The following is a 20,522-nucleotide window of genomic DNA, read 5'->3' on the forward strand; positions in this document are numbered from 1 at the left end:
ACATTAACCAATAATAAAAAGAAAATATCCATAAAAAATACAATCACTTGACTCATGGATTTCAACCAAAATTTGAATTTATCAGCTGAGTATAAATTATTTTATAATATGCTCACTTTTGAGCGTTTTTATTTTAAATAGAACTTATAGTCTCTTATGGATAGATGGTTCTTTATATTTGAGAGAGAAAAAGTTAAAGAAAGAGGGATACGTGCATGCATGACAGAGAAAAAATTGCTATTGTGGGGATATCTTGCCGTTTCCCTGGGTGTTATAACCAAGAGGAATTTTGGAAATTATATCAAGAAAAAAAATCAGCGATTGTTGAAATACCTGAATCCAGATGGTCGGTTAGTCAATATTACTCGCCCCATTTTGAAAAAAATAAATCTGCAAGCCGTTGGGCTGGCTTGGTAGAAAATTTTGACCGTTTTGACGCACCTTATTTTAATATCACGCCTCGTGAAGCGGAGTTAATGGACCCTCAGCAGCGCATTTCTTTGGAATTAGCGGTTGAATGTTTAGAAGACGCAGGATATGGCGTTTCTGATGTGAAATCCGCTGATATTGGTGTTTTTCTGGGGGTGTGTAATTTTGATTATAAAGAACGCCTGGAAAAATCCATTACGAATATTCAAGGGCATCTTTCAACCGGAACGTATACTACGCTCATTCCCAATAGAATCTCCTTCTATTTGGATCTAAAAGGTCCCAGTGTTCCTATTGATACCGCATGTTCAAGTTCTTTGGTGGCACTTTCTTACGCCGTGCAATCTATTCAGATGGGTGATTGTGAAGCGGCTTTTGTCGGGGGCGTGAGTTACCTATTTAGTCACACTTACTTTGTCGCCTTTTCCCAAGCCGGGATGTTGTCCAGAACCGGAAGTTTAAAAACGTTTGATAAACAAGCGAATGGTTATGTTCGCGGAGAAGGCGCAGGTATGCTCCTGATAAAACCGCTCGAAAAGGCGTTAGCGGATAACGATCGGATCTATGGTGTGATTGATGCAGTGGCCGTCAATCACGGTGGGAGTGTTGCGACGATCACTTCCCCCAATGCTTATGCTCAGGCGAATGTCATAAAAAAAGCACTTCAGAAAGCCAATATTTCTGCCAATTCAATTTCCTACATTGAATCTCATGGTACGGGAACACCAAAAGGCGATCCTATTGAGGTTAACGGATTAAAACGTGCATTCCGTGCCCATGCCAAAGAATGTGGAGAAACATTAGGTACAGCTTATTGTGTTTTGTCGGGTTCTAAGGCGAATGTTGGACATCTTGAGTCGGCTTCGGGCATGGTAGGTTTGATTAAGGGCTTGCTTTCTATTCAGAAGAAACGCTTGTTACCGATACTTAATTTCAGTGAATTAAACCCAAAAATCGCTTTGGAGGAAAGTCCCTTCCGTATCCTTACGGAAGAGTGTGATTGGCAACCAGCAGAAGGAGGAGTACGGCGCTTTGGTGTCAGTAGTTTTGGGTTTGGTGGTGTCAACGCTCATGCCATTGTTTCTGAATATCAGGATCAGAGAGTCTTTAAGCCTGAACCGACTACACATGTGTTTGCATTTTCAGCAGCCTCAGATAAGGCATTAAGAGCCTATGCTTTGTTAATTTCAACGTTTCTTCAAAACACACCTACCGCTTCAGTGAGTGATTGTGCTTACACCTTAGCCAGAAGAACAAATCTGCCATACCGTGTCGCTTTTATCTATCACACCCGGCAAGAGCTATTGGGGAAAATTATCTCTTTTGCCAATGGATTAGCGGCTGAAACACGCTCTGTCAGAGAAGATCCGGAATATGGAAAAGTGACTGCTTGGCTGAACGGAGAACAGGATAGCCTGAGAGATGTATTTTCAGCAGGTAATGACCGCATGACTTATGTTCCACCTTATCCTTTTCAGCACAACACGTATTTTCCTGCTGAGCTTGCAATGAAACAAAATGAAATAGTTGAAAATAAAATCATCAAGGATGAAAAACAGAATAACGTCAATCAGTTGTACCAGATTGAACCGTTATTTTCTTCCATGACATTATCTTATGATGCGCTAAATCATGAGAAAAACAGGGCGCCGATTATTTTTTCCATGCTGGATGAAAAACAATCTTCAGTATTGAGAAAACATGTTTCACCTGAACGATATTTTGAACTCCCCAAATTATCCAATGATGCGTCAGGAAGAGATTGGGTTAACTGGTATTTACATTTTCTGGGGCAACTGATCAGAGCCATCGAATTAACCAGACCTGGCTCATGGATACTATTATCTGACCAAGAAAACATCTGGACAAATACACTCTATGCACACGCCCTATCATTGGAAAAAGAATTCGGTTTGCCTTGTGGCTGGTATCAATTACACAATGTCACTGTTTCACAACATATAGAACAATGTTTAAAACTGTTACAAATGCCGGTATCGAGGTCTTTCTGCCGACGTTTGAACCGTGATGAAAAGGGATCATCGGCTCTTCGATTAGAAACTTTACACTATCACGTCAGTGCATTTCCGGCAGAATCAGCACAACACCGTGAAACGCTATTGGGTTTTAAACCGACTGTATTAATCAGCGGAGGCGCTGGCGGTCTCGGGCAAGTATTTGCCAAATATTTAGCCAATACGTTTGATGCAAATGTTGTGATCATGGGGCGGCGAAAGTGTGCTGAACTGCCTGCGGATTATAAGACATCAGAAAAAGGCACGATTGAATATATTCAGGCGGATTGTTGTGATCGTCAGGCACTCACCGCAGCCATTGAGCATATCGTCACACAATATAAAAACATCGATCTCATCATACACAGTGCAGGAAGTATTGATGATCGCAGTATGTTTTTAAAGACGGAACAACATGTCAGAAGCATTGTTGAAAGTAAGGTCATTGGGTGTCAATTGTTGGATGAACTTACCGCTTCACTTCCTGTTAAACAATTTATTGTGTTTTCCTCAATAACGGCGCTGTTCGGAAACCCCGGGCAAACGGATTATGCTGCTGCAAATCATTACCTTACTGCGTTTGCACATAACCGTAATAAGAAACAATCGGTAGGACTGCGAGCCGGACGAACGACGGTGATTTACTGGCCTTACTGGTTGGATGGCGGCATGAGAATCAATCAATCAGCCTTGTCCATGTTACAGGAAACAACGGGTACAGATCCTTTGTTAACCAATGATGGCATCCGAATTTTTAATCACGCGCTGATTCATCAGCCCGCAGAACTCTGCGTTGTGGCGGGAACGGGGAAGAAAATCGATGAAGTGCTTAATCGTCGACCTGTACATCAATCAAAATTAAAAGACAGGCAAGAGCGGGTTCCCGCTATTTTGTCGGTTATTACGGAGATAACCGGTTTACAGCCAGAAGATAAGGATTTCAAAACGCGTTTTTCTGATATGGGGATTGATTCTATTGCGATGCAGGGGATTTCGCGGGAACTCAGTCAGTTAACGGGGTTGACGATAAACAGCGTAGTTTTAGCGCAAAACCCTAGCATACATGCTTTGGCAGAATATCTGAGTCAATACGCTGAAAAACCGCATAATGACGACAATCTTCTAAAGAAGAAGCCTGAACTTCATACATCGTCACAAATAGATGTTGATAAAAAGGATGTGGGCGTCATTGGCATTGATTTACGTCTGTGTGGCGCTGAACACTGGCGTGATGTGTGGCCATTGTTCAGTCAGAAAATCCTGATGCCTGAAATTTACCCTGAATCACGCTGGCAGATGTTACCGGATGAATTAACCAGAAACATCGAAAGAGAAAAGATACAAGGGTATTTCATGAAGGACAGCCTGGCCTTCGACTATAAATTTTTTGGCCTATCCCGCCGGGAAGCCATGTTGATGGATCCTCAGCATAGAACACTGATAGAAAGTGTCTGGTCTGCCATCACTGATGCGGGTTATTCACCTGAACAATTTAACCAACGAAAGACGGCTGTTTTTGTTTGTATTGATGCGAATGATTACGCAGTAATCGCTGAATTTGATTCATCAATCGATGAGTTCTCAGTCGGCGCATCAACACCTTATTTGTCTGCCAATCGGTTATCCCATTTGTTTGATTTCAAAGGGCCAAGTGAAACGCTGAACGTTGCTTGTGCGAGTGTTTATTCCGCTGTCGAAAAGGCGAAAGCATTAATCAATTCAGGTGTCGTGGATCAAGCGGTTGTTGCTGCTGCGCAAATCAACTTATTACCTTCTCGTTTTACCGCATTGCAGAAAAGAAACCTGCTGAGTGTGGACGGTATGGTTAAGCCTTTTGATGAAGATGCACACGGGTTTGTTCGTAGTGAAGGGGTTGGCTGTATCTTGCTAAAAAATCTGAAATTAGCGGTGACGGATGGCGACGAGGTTTTAGTCAACGTAAAAAGTGCAGCAAGCTGGCACGGAGGGCAGGGAGATTCTTTTACTGCACCAAACGCCGCTACCCATATGAATGTCATGGAAAGCGCGTTTAGAACGGCACAGGCGGATATCGAAAAACTGCAATATATTGAAGCTCATGGTATTGCATCTTATGTCGGTGATCTCAGTGAAGCCGATGCCATTGCCGCATTTTTATCACAGTCAGCACGTGCATCCTGTGTGGTCAGTTCAATGAAGTCGAACGTGGGGCATCTTGAGGTCTGTTCCGGTATTGCAGGATTTGTACGGACAATACTAGCGATGAAACATCAACAAATACCGGGTATTTCTGAATTACATGAGTTGAGTGAAGATATTGATAGCAACCGGCTACACATCAAAAATACCAGTCAGCCTTTTAATCAGCCTGAAGGATTAGTGGGTTTACTCTCCTATGGATTAGGTGGCGTTTCAGCATTTGTCCTTTTAGAACCGGTTACCGCTCACGCTGAAAATCGAATGATTGAAGATAAAGAACAAGAGTATTGGTTCTGTCTGTCGGCCAATAATATTGAGTCATTAAAACGGTATGTGAATTCAGTCATAGAACAGATCCACCGGTATCGTCATATCACACCATTACCTCAGCTCATATCGACATTACGGTTTTATCGTAAACATTTAGATGTGCGATTGGTGGTGAAAGTCGGCAGTTATGAGGAACTGCTTGATAAATTGGCGGCATTTTTGGCGGGGCAGAGAGTGGATGAATTACAGACCTCTGTGAACGGTCAGGCTGATGTCATGCAGACAGCGTTGCCTGAAACATTACATAGGTGGTTAGCGAAAAAAAGCGGTGATGAAGCGATCACCCCCCCCATGAATAAACGGAGTTTCTGGCCGAAATATCCGTTTGATCACTCATCACCGCTTTATATTGTGTCAACGAGGGAAAATGCCGGACTGAATGAAAAATAAAATGATTCAGAAGAGCATATTATTAGCAATAAATAACTGTGTGGAGAACGTAAGTTATGGATAAAGTCGAAGACTCAGTCATAAATGCACTAAAAGAGATGATGGCAAAAGCTGTGATGTTCGGTTTGTCATGCTCTGAAAATAAAATGCAGATCAGCATCTTGGATGATCAGAATGTCGATATTGTATCGAAATTAATGTCGTTATATGAATCGACAAATTACTTTCTGGCCGTCTCGGGAATAGATAAATCAGTCGATGAAATACTCCCGTTGTATAAAGAAATCATATCTCAACTTCCGGAAGCGAGACTCTGATATGACGAAGTTAGAAGAAATTAAAGATTTTCTCAGCAGTGAAGTGATGACTGCAATGTATATGGCAGCCGATGAGTTAGATCAGGATGCTTTATTTTCAAGCTATGGTTTGGAGTCAATTACGTTGGCAAAAATAGTGGTGAATATAAATAAACAATTTCTGACCCACCTCGCTGTACAGGATATTTTACCTTATCAGAGCGTTAATAAGGCAGCTAACTTTATTTACTCCATACTTGAGGAGAAAGTATCATGACAACATCATATTCAAATTATGATTATGTGGATCTGCCTGAAAAAGAACGTCTGGAATATGAACGCATCTTTTTCTTAAGAAACTTTTTTTTACAGCCGGATTTGTTTCAGAACGAGTTGAAGCAAGCTGAACAAAATATGGTATTTGCATTACCGGTTTTAGAATCCGGCTATTCAGAAATAGAAACCTATGAACCAGGAGAACTGACCTGGCAGAAACTGGCGCAGATCTATGCGGAAGATATTCGTCCTGTAGTCATTAAAGGGTTTGCCTCCTCTTTCCCTTGCGGTCAGCTTTGGACACCAGAGTATTTCCGGGATAACTTCGGCGATTTTCAACTGTGGTATTCGACAACAGAAAAACTGTTTGAAGAAGATGGAACCTCGCTACGTGATTATATCAATGGTGTATTAAAGGGAGACATCAGCCGAGCCTATCTTGAAAACTTAAGTGATATCTTTAATAAATACCCGATCCTGCATCAACAAATTGGTATTGACCGTATTGGTAACTTCTTAGGTGATTTTGCCTCATATCACAAAATTGCCCAGCTTTTTATCGGTGGTCCGGGTACTGGTGCGGTTTACCATTGTGCTAATGAGCTGAATTGCTTCCTGAATATTTATGGCCGTAAAGAATGGATATTTGTTCACCCTAAATATTCTGCGGCTATGTATAGCTCCATGTTTAATAAAGGGATTTTTGTGGGTTCATTTGTCAAACACAATGCACCAGTAAGATATTTAGAAGAACATCAGCCGCTTTATAATCGAATTCCTAAACTGAGAATTACGTTAGAGCCGGGGGATATGTTAATTAATCCGCCGTGGTGGTGGCATGCAATTAATAATCAACCGCCTGTATCCATTGCTATTGCTTCCCGCTGGAAGATTGAAATGCCTTACCAACATCAGAATCCGCTCTATGAATTTGTTCAATCTCAAAGAATGGAAAGACTGACGCTGGAAGGAAAAAAAATGGCTGATAGTGATGTTGTTGTCCCTGACAGTGAATTACGTAAAAAATATGTCTCTTATAAAGAGATGGGATGGGTTGGTAATTGATTGCTAAAATTGATCTGTCTTTTGGATAAAATTCATAAATCGTAATACCATAAGGTTTATTTTTAATCTAAAGACCGTGTTGTGTGAGATAGCCACAACGTACAAATTAACGAATAAGGTAGCAATCTTATGAAAGAATTTCAGAATCAAGACGTTCACTCAGTATTTGATAATTATCCTGAACGATATCAAAAATTATTATTGACGATAAGAGAATTAATATTTGATGTCGCAGCAAAAACGGAAGGCGTTGGTTCAATTACTGAGACTCTGAAATGGGGGCAACCCAGCTACCTGACTCTTGAAACGGGATCGGGAACCACCGTCCGGTTAGATCGTTTCGGTCATTCGCATGTGGCTATCTTTTTTCACTGCCAAACCACACTGGTTGATACATTCAGAACCCTTTTTCCTGAACTGACTTATTCAAAGAATCGGGCCATTGTTTTAGACCCGGAAGACGATTTACCAACAAATGAGTTGAGGATATGCATTGAAATGTCACTTACTTATAAGTTGAGGAAAAAAAATAACCACTGCATTTAGAAAACAGGATGTGAACGATGAAAACATATACTGTCGCAATGTTTCCCGGACAGGGAGCCCAGTTTCAAGGCATGGGACGCAACCTGTTTGATAAATATGAATATCACATGAGGCTTGCACAACAGGTATTGGGATATTCACTCGTCCAGGTATGTGAAGGTGAACCCCACGTGCTTAACAGAACTGAATTCACTCAGCCTGCTCTGTTTGTCATTAACATTCTGCATTACTTAGACAACCTAGAAAAACACGGGACAGACGCTGAAATCTTTGTGGGCCATAGTTTGGGTGAATATTGTGCTTTGTTTGCCGCAGGGGCGTTTAGTTTTGAAACGGCGTTATCGATTGTTCAGGAACGAGGCCGGTGTATGGCCCTGTGCTCTGAGGGAGCGATGGCTGCCGTTATTGGCCTTAAATTGGCGCAGGTAGAATCTTTATTAGCGGATTCTGAATTGCATGATTTAACCATAGCCAATTTTAATTCACCCACTCAATTTATTATTTCAGGTGATCAATCCGAATTATCTCAATTTCAAGAAAAGGTATTAAAAGCGAAAGGTATTTTTCATCCTTTGCCGGTTAATGGTGCATTTCATTCGAAAAGAATGGCAAGTATTGCCAGAAAATTTAAAGATTTTCTTGAACGTGTTGAAATTTATTCACTGAAAGCTCCGGTGTTATCGAATGTGACAGCGGATTATTATCCAGTGAATAATCGGGAGCAACTCATCGATTTATTAGTTAAACAATTATCGTACCCTGTGCGTTGGCAACAATGTATGGAAAAGCTCTATTCCGATAAACCTATTTCCGATGAACCTATTATTGGTTTTGAATATGGCCCAAAACCGGTGGTAGGGCCATTAGCCAAGAAAACATTAGGTGAACATATTACATTGATGAATTAATGCATTGTTTTTTAATTAAATAAAATTAACTTAATTTAATTTTATCTGTGATAACGAATTAATTTGTTATCACGGTAACCGCTATTCTTAAATCTCTTATTTGCACGGAGAATTATATTTTTACTCTGTGCAAATGGGTTGGCTTTGTTCATTTAAAAGAAATTATTTTTTATTGTTTGCCAGAATACAAATAGGAGAGTTATTGATGGAATATTCTATCATCGGCGTAGCTGCACAATTCTGTGGAGGTTTGTCATTGTCTCATTATTGGCAGACGTTGGTTGAAGGCGGCTCTTTGATGAGGGTTATAAACGAAGAACGCTATCAACTTAATAATCGCCAAACGTCGGTTAAATGGGGGGGTAGGGAAAAGATACGCGGTATGTTTCTTGAAGATATTGATAGCTTCGACAGGCATATTTTTCCTCTCTCGGGTTCTGCCATTATGTTTGCAGACCCACGGCAGAGATTGTTTCTACAAACCTGCTGGCAACTTCTTGAAGATGCAGGGCTAGCCGCATCAACGCTATCAGGCAAGAAAGTCGGGGTATTTGTTGCTCAGGATGGCTGGTATTTAAATTCTTATGTCGACAGAATTCCAGATGAGCATAAGGAAAGTCAGGAGTTTATTGTGCCGGGAAACGATCCCTGTTTTCTGGCAAATCGGGTATCTTTCTTTTTTAACTTCAATGGCCCATCCATTGTTGTTGATACAACCTGTTCAAGTGCTTTTGTTGCTTTGGATATGGCCTGTCAGGCACTGGAATGCGGCGATTGTGACTACGCTATCGTGGGGGGTGTTTCGCTGTTTTTAAATCCCTGGAAAGCGGGAGAAACCACGGCGACACCGTTTGAAACTGGCGGAGAGGATATACACAGTTTTTCTGAAAAGGCTTCAGGATACAGAACCTCAGAAGGGTGCGCAGCTTTATTTTTGCAAAGAAACAGCGATGAAGTCAATCAACGCCACTATGTTTATGGTGTGGTGCAGGCCAGCGGCCATAATTCTGGCGGTAAAACTAATTCATTTGCCCAGCCCAATAAAGAACAACAAATCAACCTGTTTCAGACCGTATTAAAACGGGCGAACCTTTTACCTGAGCAGATTCACTATGTGGAAGCCCACGGCGTTGCTTCTCAAATGGGAGATGCGATTGAAGCGAATGCGTTGGTGGATGTTTTCGCCCGCTCACAGAATACTTCACCCTGCTATGTGAGTACGGTCAAACCCAATATTGGCCATAACCATGCCAGCTCAGGGTTTTACGCCATCATCAAGGGGCTTATGGCGTTCAGGTATAACCAGATCCCTCTGATTCGTGGGCTGAATAACGCGGAATTGAATGCCGACATTCCAGCCAATACTCAGGGAATTCAGTTCCTGACAGAAACAGTTGATTGGCCGCAATCTCAAGAAGGGGCACCCCGGCATATATTTTTCAGCAGTTATGGATTCAGTAACGTCAATGCGGCCATCGTCTTGCGGGAACCCGATAACCCTCCTGCCGCCAAAATAAGCCCTCTGGCGGAAACGGTAACAGAAAAGCCGGTACTTGTTTGTCTATCTGCAAGAAGTGATGAGCAGCTTTACCAACAGGCAGTCAACCTGTGTAAAACGGTCAGTGAGCCGGATTTTGCCGAGAATTTCAATCTGCATGAACTTGCCTGGACACTCAGTACAGGGCGAGAAGCGTTTACGCATCGTTGGGCAACGTTGGTTTCATCAATAGAACAGCTCAGATGCGCATTAGAAGTGTTTGTTGAATCCCCGGAAAAACAAAAAGCAACAATCTATCTGGGACAAAATGTACGGGAAACGGCACTAACGGCTCAACACGCTGAACTTGACGTGGCTGCAAACAATGGGTTCCCGACAGAGTCATTAGAAACCGTTGCGAAATGTTGGGTTGCCGGTGTTGATATTGATTGGATGCAGTATTGGGGCGGTGCGGAATGGCGGCGTATTCCTTTACCTGCCTATCCGCTTGCCAAAGCGCGTTATTGGGTGCCTGAAGGTGAAGTCAGTAGGCTATCGTCACAGGAAGTATCATCTCAGGAAGGGAGCAGCCAATTTATCCATCCGTTTGTTCACCAAAATACCTCTGATTTTGCAGAACAACGTTTTAGTACCACATTTTCCGGTGAGGAATTTTGTCTTAAGGGGCATGTAATTCATGGTATTCGCGTGCTGCCGGGAGTCGGGCATTTAGAACTGGCCCGTGTGGCTGCACATCACTCTTTCGGCACAACACCGAATTCCTCGTTAGCAGAGCAGGAAAAAACCGGGCTGACGCTGAAAAATGTCGTCTGGGCGCAGATTATCGGTGTTATTGATGAACCTCAGCGGATACATATTCGTTTTATCAATCATGGCAATGGCGAAGCAGGCTATCAGCTATACAGTCGTGCAGAAAAAGAGACGATCCATAACTCCGGCGTCGCGACACGAAAAGCACTCACACCGGCACCGGTCTATGATATCGACAGCCTGAAATCGCGCTATCTGCAAAACGCGTACTCTCCTAAGCAATACTATGACATGTATTACGTACTGGGCTTATACATGGCACCAGACTATCAGGGCATTGAAGAGCTTTATGTGGGAATGGACCACGTCCTGGCTAAACTGTCGCTGCCTGAATCTCTGGCGCCAACCAGAGAGCAGTTTGTTTTGCATCCTTGTTTAATGGATGGCGCGCTTCTTTCATCCGTCGGGCTTTTAATGCGTTTTGGTGATCTTAATCGTCCCATTCCACCTAAATGCTTAATCCCTTTTGCGCTTGATGAAATCGAATTTCATGATGAAGAATCCCAATTACACTGGGCGTGGATCAGTTATAGCGTGGACAGCAGCGCCTCAGATCCTTTCCCGAAAGTGGATGTCGATTGTTGTGATATTAACGGAAAGGTGTGTATCCGGTTTAAAGGTTTCAGTTGTCGGGGATTGGGGGCGCAGTCTGCGCCACCGGCAGAGACTGAACCTTATTTATTACAGCCTCAGTGGAAAAGTCAGGCATTGCCTTCGGATACTGTGTTACGTGTTTTCACAAAACGTATCGTGTTCCTGTGTGAATTAGAGCGTCTTCAATCTGAGTCGTTTATGTCAGATACCGACACATGTGAATATATTGTGTTACCAAAACTGAGCCGTGATGAAGTGCCGTTAAAAAGGCACCAGAACGTCATCACACTCTGCAAAAAAATTGATGAGATTATTAACCATTCTCCTGCAGAACCCATGTTTATTCAGTTGGTCTTGCCGGAAGCCCTTCCTGAATATGCCATCGTGACCGCGCGATTAAAAACAGCCTATCAGGATAATGCCAATCTGCTTAGCCAGACGATTTATTGTGATGATAAAGAGAGACTGGCTGAGAAATTGTCAGCGGAAACTTCACAGATAAAATATGACACAGTCCGGTGGCAATCGGAGGAACGTTGGGTTCCTCATTGGACTGTCTGGACGCCTGAAAACGGTTCTGCTGAAAATTTAACACCGCCGTGGAAAGAAAAGTCTGTTTACTTAATTATTGATGAAGACGGCAGTATGGGGCGCGTGATTGCCAGAGATATTACAACGCATACTGATTCAGCCATTGCTATTGTTTTGAATGAAACAGGTTTAAATGAAAGTGAAAAGAACCAATACCAAATCACAATAGCCTCAAAGACGACCACGATTAATGACGGCGTTATTTGTCTTGATGCCGCCACATTAGCGGCGCTTGTTAGCCGAATTGAGCAAAATTTTGGCGCACTGCGGGGGGGATTTTTCTGTGTGGGTAAACGTTCGCAACACGTGGAGAACGAAACCCTAAGTTCAATACTTGAACGTTATCAGGGACTGTCGCTGCTGGAGAAAGCAACTCAGGGTACGTTGCTTGATTTCTTTACAGTACTGACTTACCGGGATGGCGTATTAGGTTGTGCTGAGCATCCCCTGTTTTCTGCCTATTGCGCCGCGGCTAACAACTTTGTTCGTCACCATCAACAGCGTTCCCAAAGACAAACACTGTCATTGATACTGCCTCAATCTAGCGGAGCAAATGAGGAAGAATTTATTCGCCATAGGGCGCTTCAATCTTTGTATCAGGCACTGCATGAGAAATTTAGTGGTGAATTGATGCTAATGGAAGGAGGCGCGATAGAGCGTTTCAGAGCAGAAATGTTGGGTGTTCGTCCCTATTATGAACCCACCTTTCCGTCGAATTCAGAAAATAACGTCAACTCATTCGTCACTCAGGTCAGTCAGTCTCAGGCATCTTCCGACCTCAGATCCACCGCGGTAGATTTGATTAAGCGGGTTGTGAGCAAGGCGGTAAGCCTTCCCTTAGCCGAAATTGATGAAGATGCTGGTATGGAGAAATATGGAATAGATTCCATTTTATCCATCAAGATGACGGAAGCACTGGAGCAGAATTTCGGTGTCCTGCCAAAGACCCTGTTTTTTGAATATCTCACCATTCGGCAACTGGCGGCTTATTTTGTTAAGCATCATCATCTTGTTTTACTGGGACAGTCGCAAAATAATCCACAAAACATTCAGCCAACATCAACGATGGCTAGCTCTCGCCTGCCAGTACAACCGATTTCCGGCAGAACAGAAAGCCTTGCTGTTTCTCAGACAGGCAAGGCGAAGTATACCACAACCGAGTTAGATGACATCGCCATTGTAGGTTTGGCCGGACGTTTTCCTCAGGCAAGAAACATGCGTGATTTCTGGCAGCTCCTGAGAGAAGGGCAGGATTGCATTACCGAGATCCCTTCTCAACGCTGGGATAATTCACGCTATTTCGACATGGATAAAACCAAACGCGGCAAAACCTACGGCAAATGGGGCGGTTTTATTGAGGGTGTTGATGAATTTGATCCGCTATTTTTTAACCTATCACCCCGCGATGCGCGTGTGATGAGCCCGCAGGAACGGCTCTTTTTACAATGCGCCTACGAAACCATTGAGGATGCGGGATACAGCCACAGAACATTAGGCTCCCGTGACTGGACACGGCTACCGAAAAAGATGGGCGTGTATGTGGGGGTCATGTATGGAGAATATGAGTTTTATAGCATAGAGGAATTGGCAAAAGGGAATGTGCTTGAGCAGTCTATCGTGACCGGCAGTTTTGGCTCAATCGCCAATCGGGTATCGCATTTCTTTAATATCAATGGTCCCAGCCTTGCGGTCGATACCATGTGTTCTTCCTCACTGACGTCAATCTACCTTGCCTGTCAGGCACTCAGACAGGGGGACATTGAGATGGCTCTGGCGGGGGGCGTCAATGTTTCTATTCACCCGAATAAATACTTAATTCTGGGGCAGTCTAAATTTTTGTCTGACGAAGGACGATGCCAGAGTTTTGGCGAGGGAGGAACCGGGTATGTTCCGTCAGAAGGGGTGGGTGCGGTTTTACTGAAACCGTTGACGAAGGCGATTGAAGATGGTGACCACATTTATGGCGTTATCAAGGGCATCGCTGTTAATCACGGAGGGAAAACCAACGGTTACACTGTTCCGAATCCTATCGCGCAAGCCGACGTGATTGTTCAGGCCATCCAGTCTTCTGGGGTGAATCCGCGGGCCATTAGCTATATTGAAGCGCATGGAACAGGAACTTCACTGGGCGATCCTATTGAAATAGCCGGTCTCAATCGGGCATTCCAACAATGTTTACAAGGGAACGATATACAGGAGAGTGCATTCTGCGCCATCGGCTCAGTAAAATCCAATATTGGTCATTGTGAAAGTGCGGCGGGTATTGCGGGCGTCGCCAAAGTACTCATGCAAATCAAGCACCGTCAGTTAGTGCCTTCTTTACACAGCCGTGAATTAAACCCCAATATCGATTTTGACGCCTCACCGTTTTATGTGCAGCGTGAACTTGCAGATTGGAAAAGGCCGCTGTTGGGTGACAAACAAGAGCCATCGGAGCATCCCAGAACGGCAGGGATTTCATCATTCGGTGCCGGAGGAACCAATGCTCACTTGGTTGTGCAGGAATACATTCCGGCTAACGACTTACATTCCATCAAGAATACCGATTGGCCAAAATGGGCTGTTATCCCTCTATCGGCAAAAAACCACGAACAGCATCGTGAATTAGCGCAAACCTTATCACAGTATCTTAGAGAGCAGGCGAAATGGTGCTCAGAAACGTCCAAAGCAGAATACCTGCATAGCCTTGCCTATACCTTGCAGACAGGGCGGGAAGAAATGGAAGAGAGAGCCACCTTTATGGTCGATTCCCTTTCTACCCTGATTGATAGTTTAAAGGCATTTTCTCTGTCCTGTTTACCCTCAACGCATTTTTGGATGGGACGAGTAGAAAAATCTAAATCCACAAAACAGTTAATGACGTCTGTTTATGTCGGGAAAGATCAGCATGAAGAAGAATATGAGCAGTTAAAACAGATCGCCAGCGCCTGGACTCAAGGGCATGACATTGATTGGCAGGGGTATTACCAATCCCTTTCCGTACAGCCAACCCGCTTAAGCTTACCGACTTATCCGTTTGCCCGGGAAAGATACTGGATACCGGAATCGGAAGCGCAGACAGCCGTTTTGCCTGCCGCAGTTGTGGAAGACATTATCTCAACGGAAGAGACTAGCTCGACGGTGTTTTATACATCGGGTTGGGAACGATGCGATATCCGTCAGAATACGGCGTATGCAATGAAGCCCAAGCGCACCGACTCATTTGTGATTGGGAACGTCAATGAAACCTCACTGACAGAGCTGACTTCGTTGGCGGGTGTGGAAAATATCCATTATCTTCGCGCTGAGCCTGATCTGCATCCCAATAGCCAGTATTCAGTCTCTTTATCTGACCTTGTTTTACGATTAGTGGATTATTGCCAGCAGCGCATTCGCACTGGTCAGGCATTACCGGAATGCATCGCGGTTTTCGCACCGTGGAAAGAGAATGGATTACCTTATCGCGCTTTATTGGGGGCACTCAGAACCCTTAGCATGGAATTTCCGGCGGTACAGACGAAACTTATTTTAGATGCTGCACTGGATAATGCAGACGGTGAAACCTTCTGCCGACATGCGGAAAAAGAACTTCTTTCGTCAAATCAACTTTCTTCAGCGGTGTGCTATCAGGAAACAGGGCAGCGCTTTGTCTGGCGTCAAAAAGCGGTAGAACCGACCGCCTTAATGCATCTCCCGTCTTTGTTTAATCATGCATGCCGGACGATTTGGATTACGGGTGGTCTGGGTGGATTGGGATACCAGATTGCGCAATATATCGGCACAAAAACGGGCGCCCAGCTGGTGTTATCGGGGCGTTCTGTTCTCGATGCCGATAAAGCAGCGCAACTGAATGCGCTAAGAAAACGCGGAATAAAAGCCGAATATGAGCCATGCGATGTGAATAATCGTCAGGCACTGGAAAAAACCCTGCTACTTATTCGCCAGCGCTTTGGTGCTCTGCATGGTGTTATCCATTGTGCCGGCGTTATCCATGATGCGCTGACGGTCAATAAAACAGAGGAAGAGATTTACCGAGTGATCGCCACCAAAGCCTCGGCGGTCTGTTTGCTGGATGAAGTGACCCAACACGAACCGCTGGCATTTTTTGTTATGTTCTCTTCACTTGCCTCTTTGGGGAATATCGGACAGATAGACTATGCGGCGGCAAACGCCTTTCTGGATACATTTGCTGAGTATCGTGAAAATTTAGTTCAGCAGAAACAAAGAAGCGGGAAAAGTTTGTCAATTAACTGGCCTCTTTGGCAGGAAGGCGGCATGAACGTAACGCCGAGGGTAGAAAAACACATGTTTGATACCTTTGGTATTGTTCCTCTGGAGACAAAAACCGCGCTGGAAACACTGGAAATCGCGCTTCGTTCACCGTTCCCTCAGTTTGGCGTGATGAAAGGAGATGCGCAAAAGATTGGGGATTACCTGAGACTCTCTGACGCTCCTTCACCGGTTACACCGCTGTCCGCATCAGATAACGAAGACTTGGATTTTGTCAGCCCGAATGAATCAGATAACTCGGCAGACACTGTTGCGGATATTGTTGCGGATATTACTGCCGGCAAATTATCCGAATTATTGGGTATGCGTAGCGAGGCCATCGATATTCACCGACAGTTTGGCGATTATGGCATGGACTCTGTCGGGCTGATTGAGCTGGCTGAGTATATTAATTCCCGCTTTGAGGTAACGCTGTCACAGGCGAATTTTTTAGAATTCAACACATTACACCGTGTGGCAGAACACCTGATCAAACTGTTGCCAGAGCCGACCCTTTCAGCCCCTTCTGACACGTCATCTTCCGATATGTCATCACCGGTAATGCCTGCCTCTGTCAGCGAGCCCTCTTTTGCCATTGTGGGCTATGACTGTATGTTTCCGGGGGCTAAAAATGCGCAAGCGTACTGGCAGAACATGATCCAAAAAACCGTTTCTATTCAGGGGATCACGCAGGAAGCGTGGCAACAACGCCACATTCTCATCCCTTCCGATAAGGAAGATGCGGTAAAACGCATGCAATCATCCGGTTTTTTACAGGATATCGATCAATTTGATGCTGAATTCTGGGGGATTGATGCCGAAACGGCAAAACAGATAGATCCGCAGCAACGTCTGCTTATGCAGTGTATCTGGCGATGTGTTGAACACGCGGGTTATGATTTGGAAGACCTCACACAGCATAAAGTCGGGTTATTTGTTGCTGTTGATTCCACTGACTACAAGTCACTGATTAAAGACCATGCTCTGATCAACAACACCGGAAAAAGTGGCGGATTACAGGCGGGTCTGAGTCTGGGCATGATGGTGAATCAGATCTCCTATTTCTTCAATTTTACCGGCCCGAGTGAAGTGGTGGATAACGCCTGTGCCAGTGTGTTTGTCGCGCTGCAAAAAGCCCGACAGGCGATGCTACAGGGTGATTGCGACGTGGCGATTGTCGCAGGCGTTAAAGTCATCCTTGATTTTATGGAGTTTTATATCCGGGATCAGGGCGGCATTCTCAGCCAGTCAGGAAAAATGGCGCCTTTTGACTACACGGCAGATGGTTATATCCGGGGGGAAGGCGTAGGCGCCGTCATGATTAAGCCGCTGGAACAAGCGTGTCTGGAACATGATCCTGTCCGCGCCATCATCCGGGGTGTCGGGGTTTCTCATAATGGCCGGAGCGCTTTCTCGTCGATGGCACCGAGTGTTGAGAAACAGGAAGAAAATATCAGAAAGGCCTACCAATCCGCGGGGATCGATCCTTGCTCTGTTGACTACATTGAAGCTCACGGATCTGCGACGCAATTTAATGATGTCAGTGAAGTTGCAGCTTTTAAAAAGGTTTTTTCAGAAAATCAGGCCGTTTCACATCGTTGTGTCGTCAGTGCAGTGAAAGGCAACATTGGTCATCTGGAAGCCGCTTCTGGCATAGCCTCCCTGATTAAAGTGATTCTGGCCATGAAGCATGAGGTCATTCCACCGATTGCTTCTTTTTCTCAATTACCCCCCTCAATTTTTATTGAGAACACCCCCTTGTTCTTCCCGTGTGAGCCAGTTCTGTGGCAACAGGCTAGTTCAGACAAAACACAGCCAAGACGAGCTGGCTTGAACTCGATTGGGATCACGGGAGTCAATGCGCATGTCATTTTGGAAGCCCCTGATCAGCTTGCGATGCCGGTGCTTTCCCAAAGGAGAGAACACGCCCAAAGGAAAGAGCACGTTCTTATTCCCATCTCGGCGAAATCCGAGAAAACCTTAAAAGCTTATCTGAGTCAGTGGCTGGATTTTGTGCGTCAGGAAAAGTCAGTCGGCCATGATAACGCCATGACGTTAAGGAATCTGGCGTACAGCGCCCAGACGGGGCGCGCGGATATGCCATTCCGCACGGCGATCATTGTCAACGATTTAGAAAAACTTATCGCGACGCTGGAGTGGATGATTGCAGGGGAAAACGGAACACCGCCAGCGGGTGCGGTTGAGATGGGCGTCGTCCCGCCAAAAAGCCGCTCTGCCAAAAAACAGGTTGCATTTTCCACCACATTACCTGTGTTGAAACAACTGGCGGACGATTGGGTTGCAGGCGCCTGTATAGACTGGCGGGCTTTTGCTCAGGGGCACGGAGTCTACGTTGATATTCCCAGTTACCCGTTTGATGAACAGCGATATTGGTTCCTTTGATGAACCCGTTTTTTACAACCATAAACACGCAAATTGACGCCGTTATCTTGGATAACGGCACAACGTACGGCATTGAAAAAGGAAGTAAAAAGATGAATGAAGTCAATGAAAAAAATAAGTTATTGGAATCACTGAAAACCATAGCGAAAGAAATAGCGCAGCAGAGCGGTGATATTAACACTGAGGCACATATTCAGGATCTGGGATTTGATTCTAAATCGCTGGTTATGTTTACGGATAAGATTTCCGGTGTTTTGGATGAAGAGATACATCCCGGTGTGTTATTTGAATTCACCACGCTGGATAAATTTGCTGATTATCTCATGACCTATCAGGCATCAGCAGTGAAGCGGTTTCTGACCGCTTTATCCTCACCCACATTGACAGAGGAAGTATTAACCGCGACGGGAAAGACGTGTGTTTCTCAAGGGAATGAGAGCACCGGTCAGAAAAACTGTTGTACCAAAAACACAGCCGATCCCGCCTATATGGCGGGAATGATCCAGGGCATAGAACAAAACCTCCCGGTAATTATGGGGGGTGGCATTGCCGGTATGCTCATCAGCTATCAACTTACTCAGGAGAAGATCCCGCATATCATCGTCGGTAAGCCGGAAATCGGTGATATGCCAAAACTGGGTGAATCGATGACGGAAGTCGTGAGCATTGAATTTGCCCGCCGTTTTAAAAATCTGTCCCGCCATTTTTACCCCAAAGAGTTCACGCCATTTTTTATGGGGGAATTAGTTGCCGGGCTGCGGTTCCATTTTTTCGAATCGCTGGCTTCGCTTTTCATGGAAGAAGATATTCCTGAGCATTTTATTCATATCGACAGGCTCGGATTTGATAAGGCGCTATATGAGGAAATTATTGCGGCCCCTGAATGTACCTGGGTTGAAGCTTTAGTCGAACATGTTGAATATTCTGAGGATAGTGACAAAGTGTCATTACTTCATCTGTCCAATGGACAGATTATTCAACCGTCTTATGTGTGGGATTGTACCAACCACATCCGTTTATTAGGACGCAAAATCGGGCTTCCCTATACCGAGCTAGATAGCCGTCGGCAAGTGATTTTTACCCACTATTACCAAAAAGCGGGTAGCAAGCTTTGTGACTCCAATGAACTTCCCTGGATGCACGCAACCTCATTGCTGAGTGCAGATGAAGAGTTTGATCAACTAAAAGGCGTTTCCTGGCTGATACCGCTGGGCGATTATGTTTCCGTTGGTATCAGTATGCTGCCGGAAGATGTGAGAGATCGTACGGCAGAAGAAATTATTGCTTTGCTGACAAAAGCCTACCAGAGACGGGGATTAGATTACTCAACCCATTTCACCTGCCGCCGAGAAATCGTTAGCCTCCCGACTCAACATTTCATGTATGAACGATTTACCGGTAAGAACTGGGCGCTGGTTGGTGGAAGTGGAATCAGTACGTGGTTTACCTCCGGCTCAAATTTAAGTATCGCGACCCTGATGTCCTCTATTGCGTCAAAAATCATTCAATCACCAGAACTCTATGGTGACTATTACACCACGCATGTCCGTGGCTTTACGAAAACACAGACGATTTATGACACGTTCATGGAGTCGAATATTGGCGCCGTAGATGCGCTTAAGTTTTTAAGCGGTGTGGTTGAACAGGCAAGAAGTCGCATCACGTCTTTCTTCCTGCTTGATGAGATAGAAGGAAAAACCAGCGGAACAGTGGCACGTGAGCTTTGGCAGGAGAATACCGCTATTGATAAGGAATACTTTGATTTTCTGAGACAGATAGCCACTCATGCCCGTCCCGAAGATCGCCAGCAACAAACGGATTTGATATTCCAGAAGCTCATGCAGTTGAAGTCAATGGAACATCAGGTACGGCTGCCTTACTTAAAAGACAGCAAAGTAAGACAGGAAAAACCTGAATTATTCATATGATTATGTAATGGAAGGCA

The 20,522-nt window shown here is 44.6% G+C and carries 8 protein-coding genes; all 8 read left to right on the forward strand.

The window, feature by feature from the left end; translation table 11 throughout:
• The first annotated feature begins 215 nt into the window (after window positions 1-215).
• The 8 genes from IQ211_RS05030 (at window position 216) to IQ211_RS05065 (ending at window position 20,505) form a co-directional block, all read left to right on the forward strand.
• On the forward strand, window positions 216-5,342 hold the full coding sequence (locus IQ211_RS05030; protein WP_189759026.1) for a type I polyketide synthase: 5,127 nt from the start codon (window positions 216-218) through the stop codon (window positions 5,340-5,342).
• Window positions 5,343-5,398: 56 nt separating this feature from the next.
• Entirely contained in the window at window positions 5,399-5,659 is a 261-nt protein-coding gene (locus IQ211_RS05035; RefSeq protein WP_189759025.1) for a hypothetical protein, read from the forward strand.
• A 1-nt stretch (window position 5,660) separates the two neighbouring features.
• Window positions 5,661-5,915, forward strand: a complete 255-nt coding sequence (locus IQ211_RS05040) for an acyl carrier protein (RefSeq protein WP_189759024.1) — start codon at window positions 5,661-5,663, stop codon at window positions 5,913-5,915.
• Window positions 5,912-6,979, forward strand: coding sequence for a cupin-like domain-containing protein (locus IQ211_RS05045; RefSeq protein WP_189759023.1), 1,068 nt, complete (start codon window positions 5,912-5,914; stop codon window positions 6,977-6,979). The genes IQ211_RS05040 and IQ211_RS05045 overlap by 4 nt, the downstream gene beginning before the upstream one ends.
• A gap of 129 nt (window positions 6,980-7,108) precedes the next feature.
• Window positions 7,109-7,525 carry a DUF1801 domain-containing protein gene (locus tag IQ211_RS05050; protein WP_189759022.1) on the forward strand — a complete coding sequence of 139 codons (417 nt, stop codon included), beginning with the start codon at window positions 7,109-7,111 and terminating at the stop codon, window positions 7,523-7,525.
• Between the two features lie 17 nt (window positions 7,526-7,542).
• Window positions 7,543-8,433, forward strand: coding sequence for an ACP S-malonyltransferase (locus IQ211_RS05055; protein WP_189759021.1), 891 nt, complete (start codon window positions 7,543-7,545; stop codon window positions 8,431-8,433).
• Window positions 8,434-8,638: 205 nt separating this feature from the next.
• Window positions 8,639-18,577, forward strand: a complete 9,939-nt coding sequence (locus tag IQ211_RS05060) for an SDR family NAD(P)-dependent oxidoreductase (protein ID WP_189759020.1) — start codon at window positions 8,639-8,641, stop codon at window positions 18,575-18,577.
• Complete coding sequence (locus IQ211_RS05065; RefSeq protein WP_189759019.1) at window positions 18,577-20,505, forward strand: phosphopantetheine-binding protein; 1,929 nt, start codon at window positions 18,577-18,579, stop codon at window positions 20,503-20,505. Before IQ211_RS05060 ends, IQ211_RS05065 begins: the two co-directional genes overlap by 1 nt.
• Window positions 20,506-20,522 lie beyond the last annotated feature (17 nt).

Origin of the sequence: Xenorhabdus griffiniae (assembly GCF_015163655.1) — a bacterium.
In the GTDB taxonomy this organism is placed as follows: Bacteria; Pseudomonadota; Gammaproteobacteria; order Enterobacterales; family Enterobacteriaceae; genus Xenorhabdus; species Xenorhabdus griffiniae.

What these genes read in the sequence shown, in the direction of transcription:
- IQ211_RS05030 (WP_189759026.1), top strand. Translation starts at nt 216, where the DNA reads ATGCATGACAGAGAAAAAATTGCTATTGTGGGGATATCTTGCCGTTTC.
- IQ211_RS05035 (WP_189759025.1), top strand. Translation starts at nt 5,399, where the DNA reads ATGGATAAAGTCGAAGACTCAGTCATAAATGCACTAAAAGAGATGATG.
- IQ211_RS05040 (WP_189759024.1), top strand. Translation starts at nt 5,661, where the DNA reads ATGACGAAGTTAGAAGAAATTAAAGATTTTCTCAGCAGTGAAGTGATG.
- IQ211_RS05045 (WP_189759023.1), top strand. Translation starts at nt 5,912, where the DNA reads ATGACAACATCATATTCAAATTATGATTATGTGGATCTGCCTGAAAAA.
- IQ211_RS05050 (WP_189759022.1), top strand. Translation starts at nt 7,109, where the DNA reads ATGAAAGAATTTCAGAATCAAGACGTTCACTCAGTATTTGATAATTAT.
- IQ211_RS05055 (WP_189759021.1), top strand. Translation starts at nt 7,543, where the DNA reads ATGAAAACATATACTGTCGCAATGTTTCCCGGACAGGGAGCCCAGTTT.
- IQ211_RS05060 (WP_189759020.1), top strand. Translation starts at nt 8,639, where the DNA reads ATGGAATATTCTATCATCGGCGTAGCTGCACAATTCTGTGGAGGTTTG.
- IQ211_RS05065 (WP_189759019.1), top strand. Translation starts at nt 18,577, where the DNA reads ATGAACCCGTTTTTTACAACCATAAACACGCAAATTGACGCCGTTATC.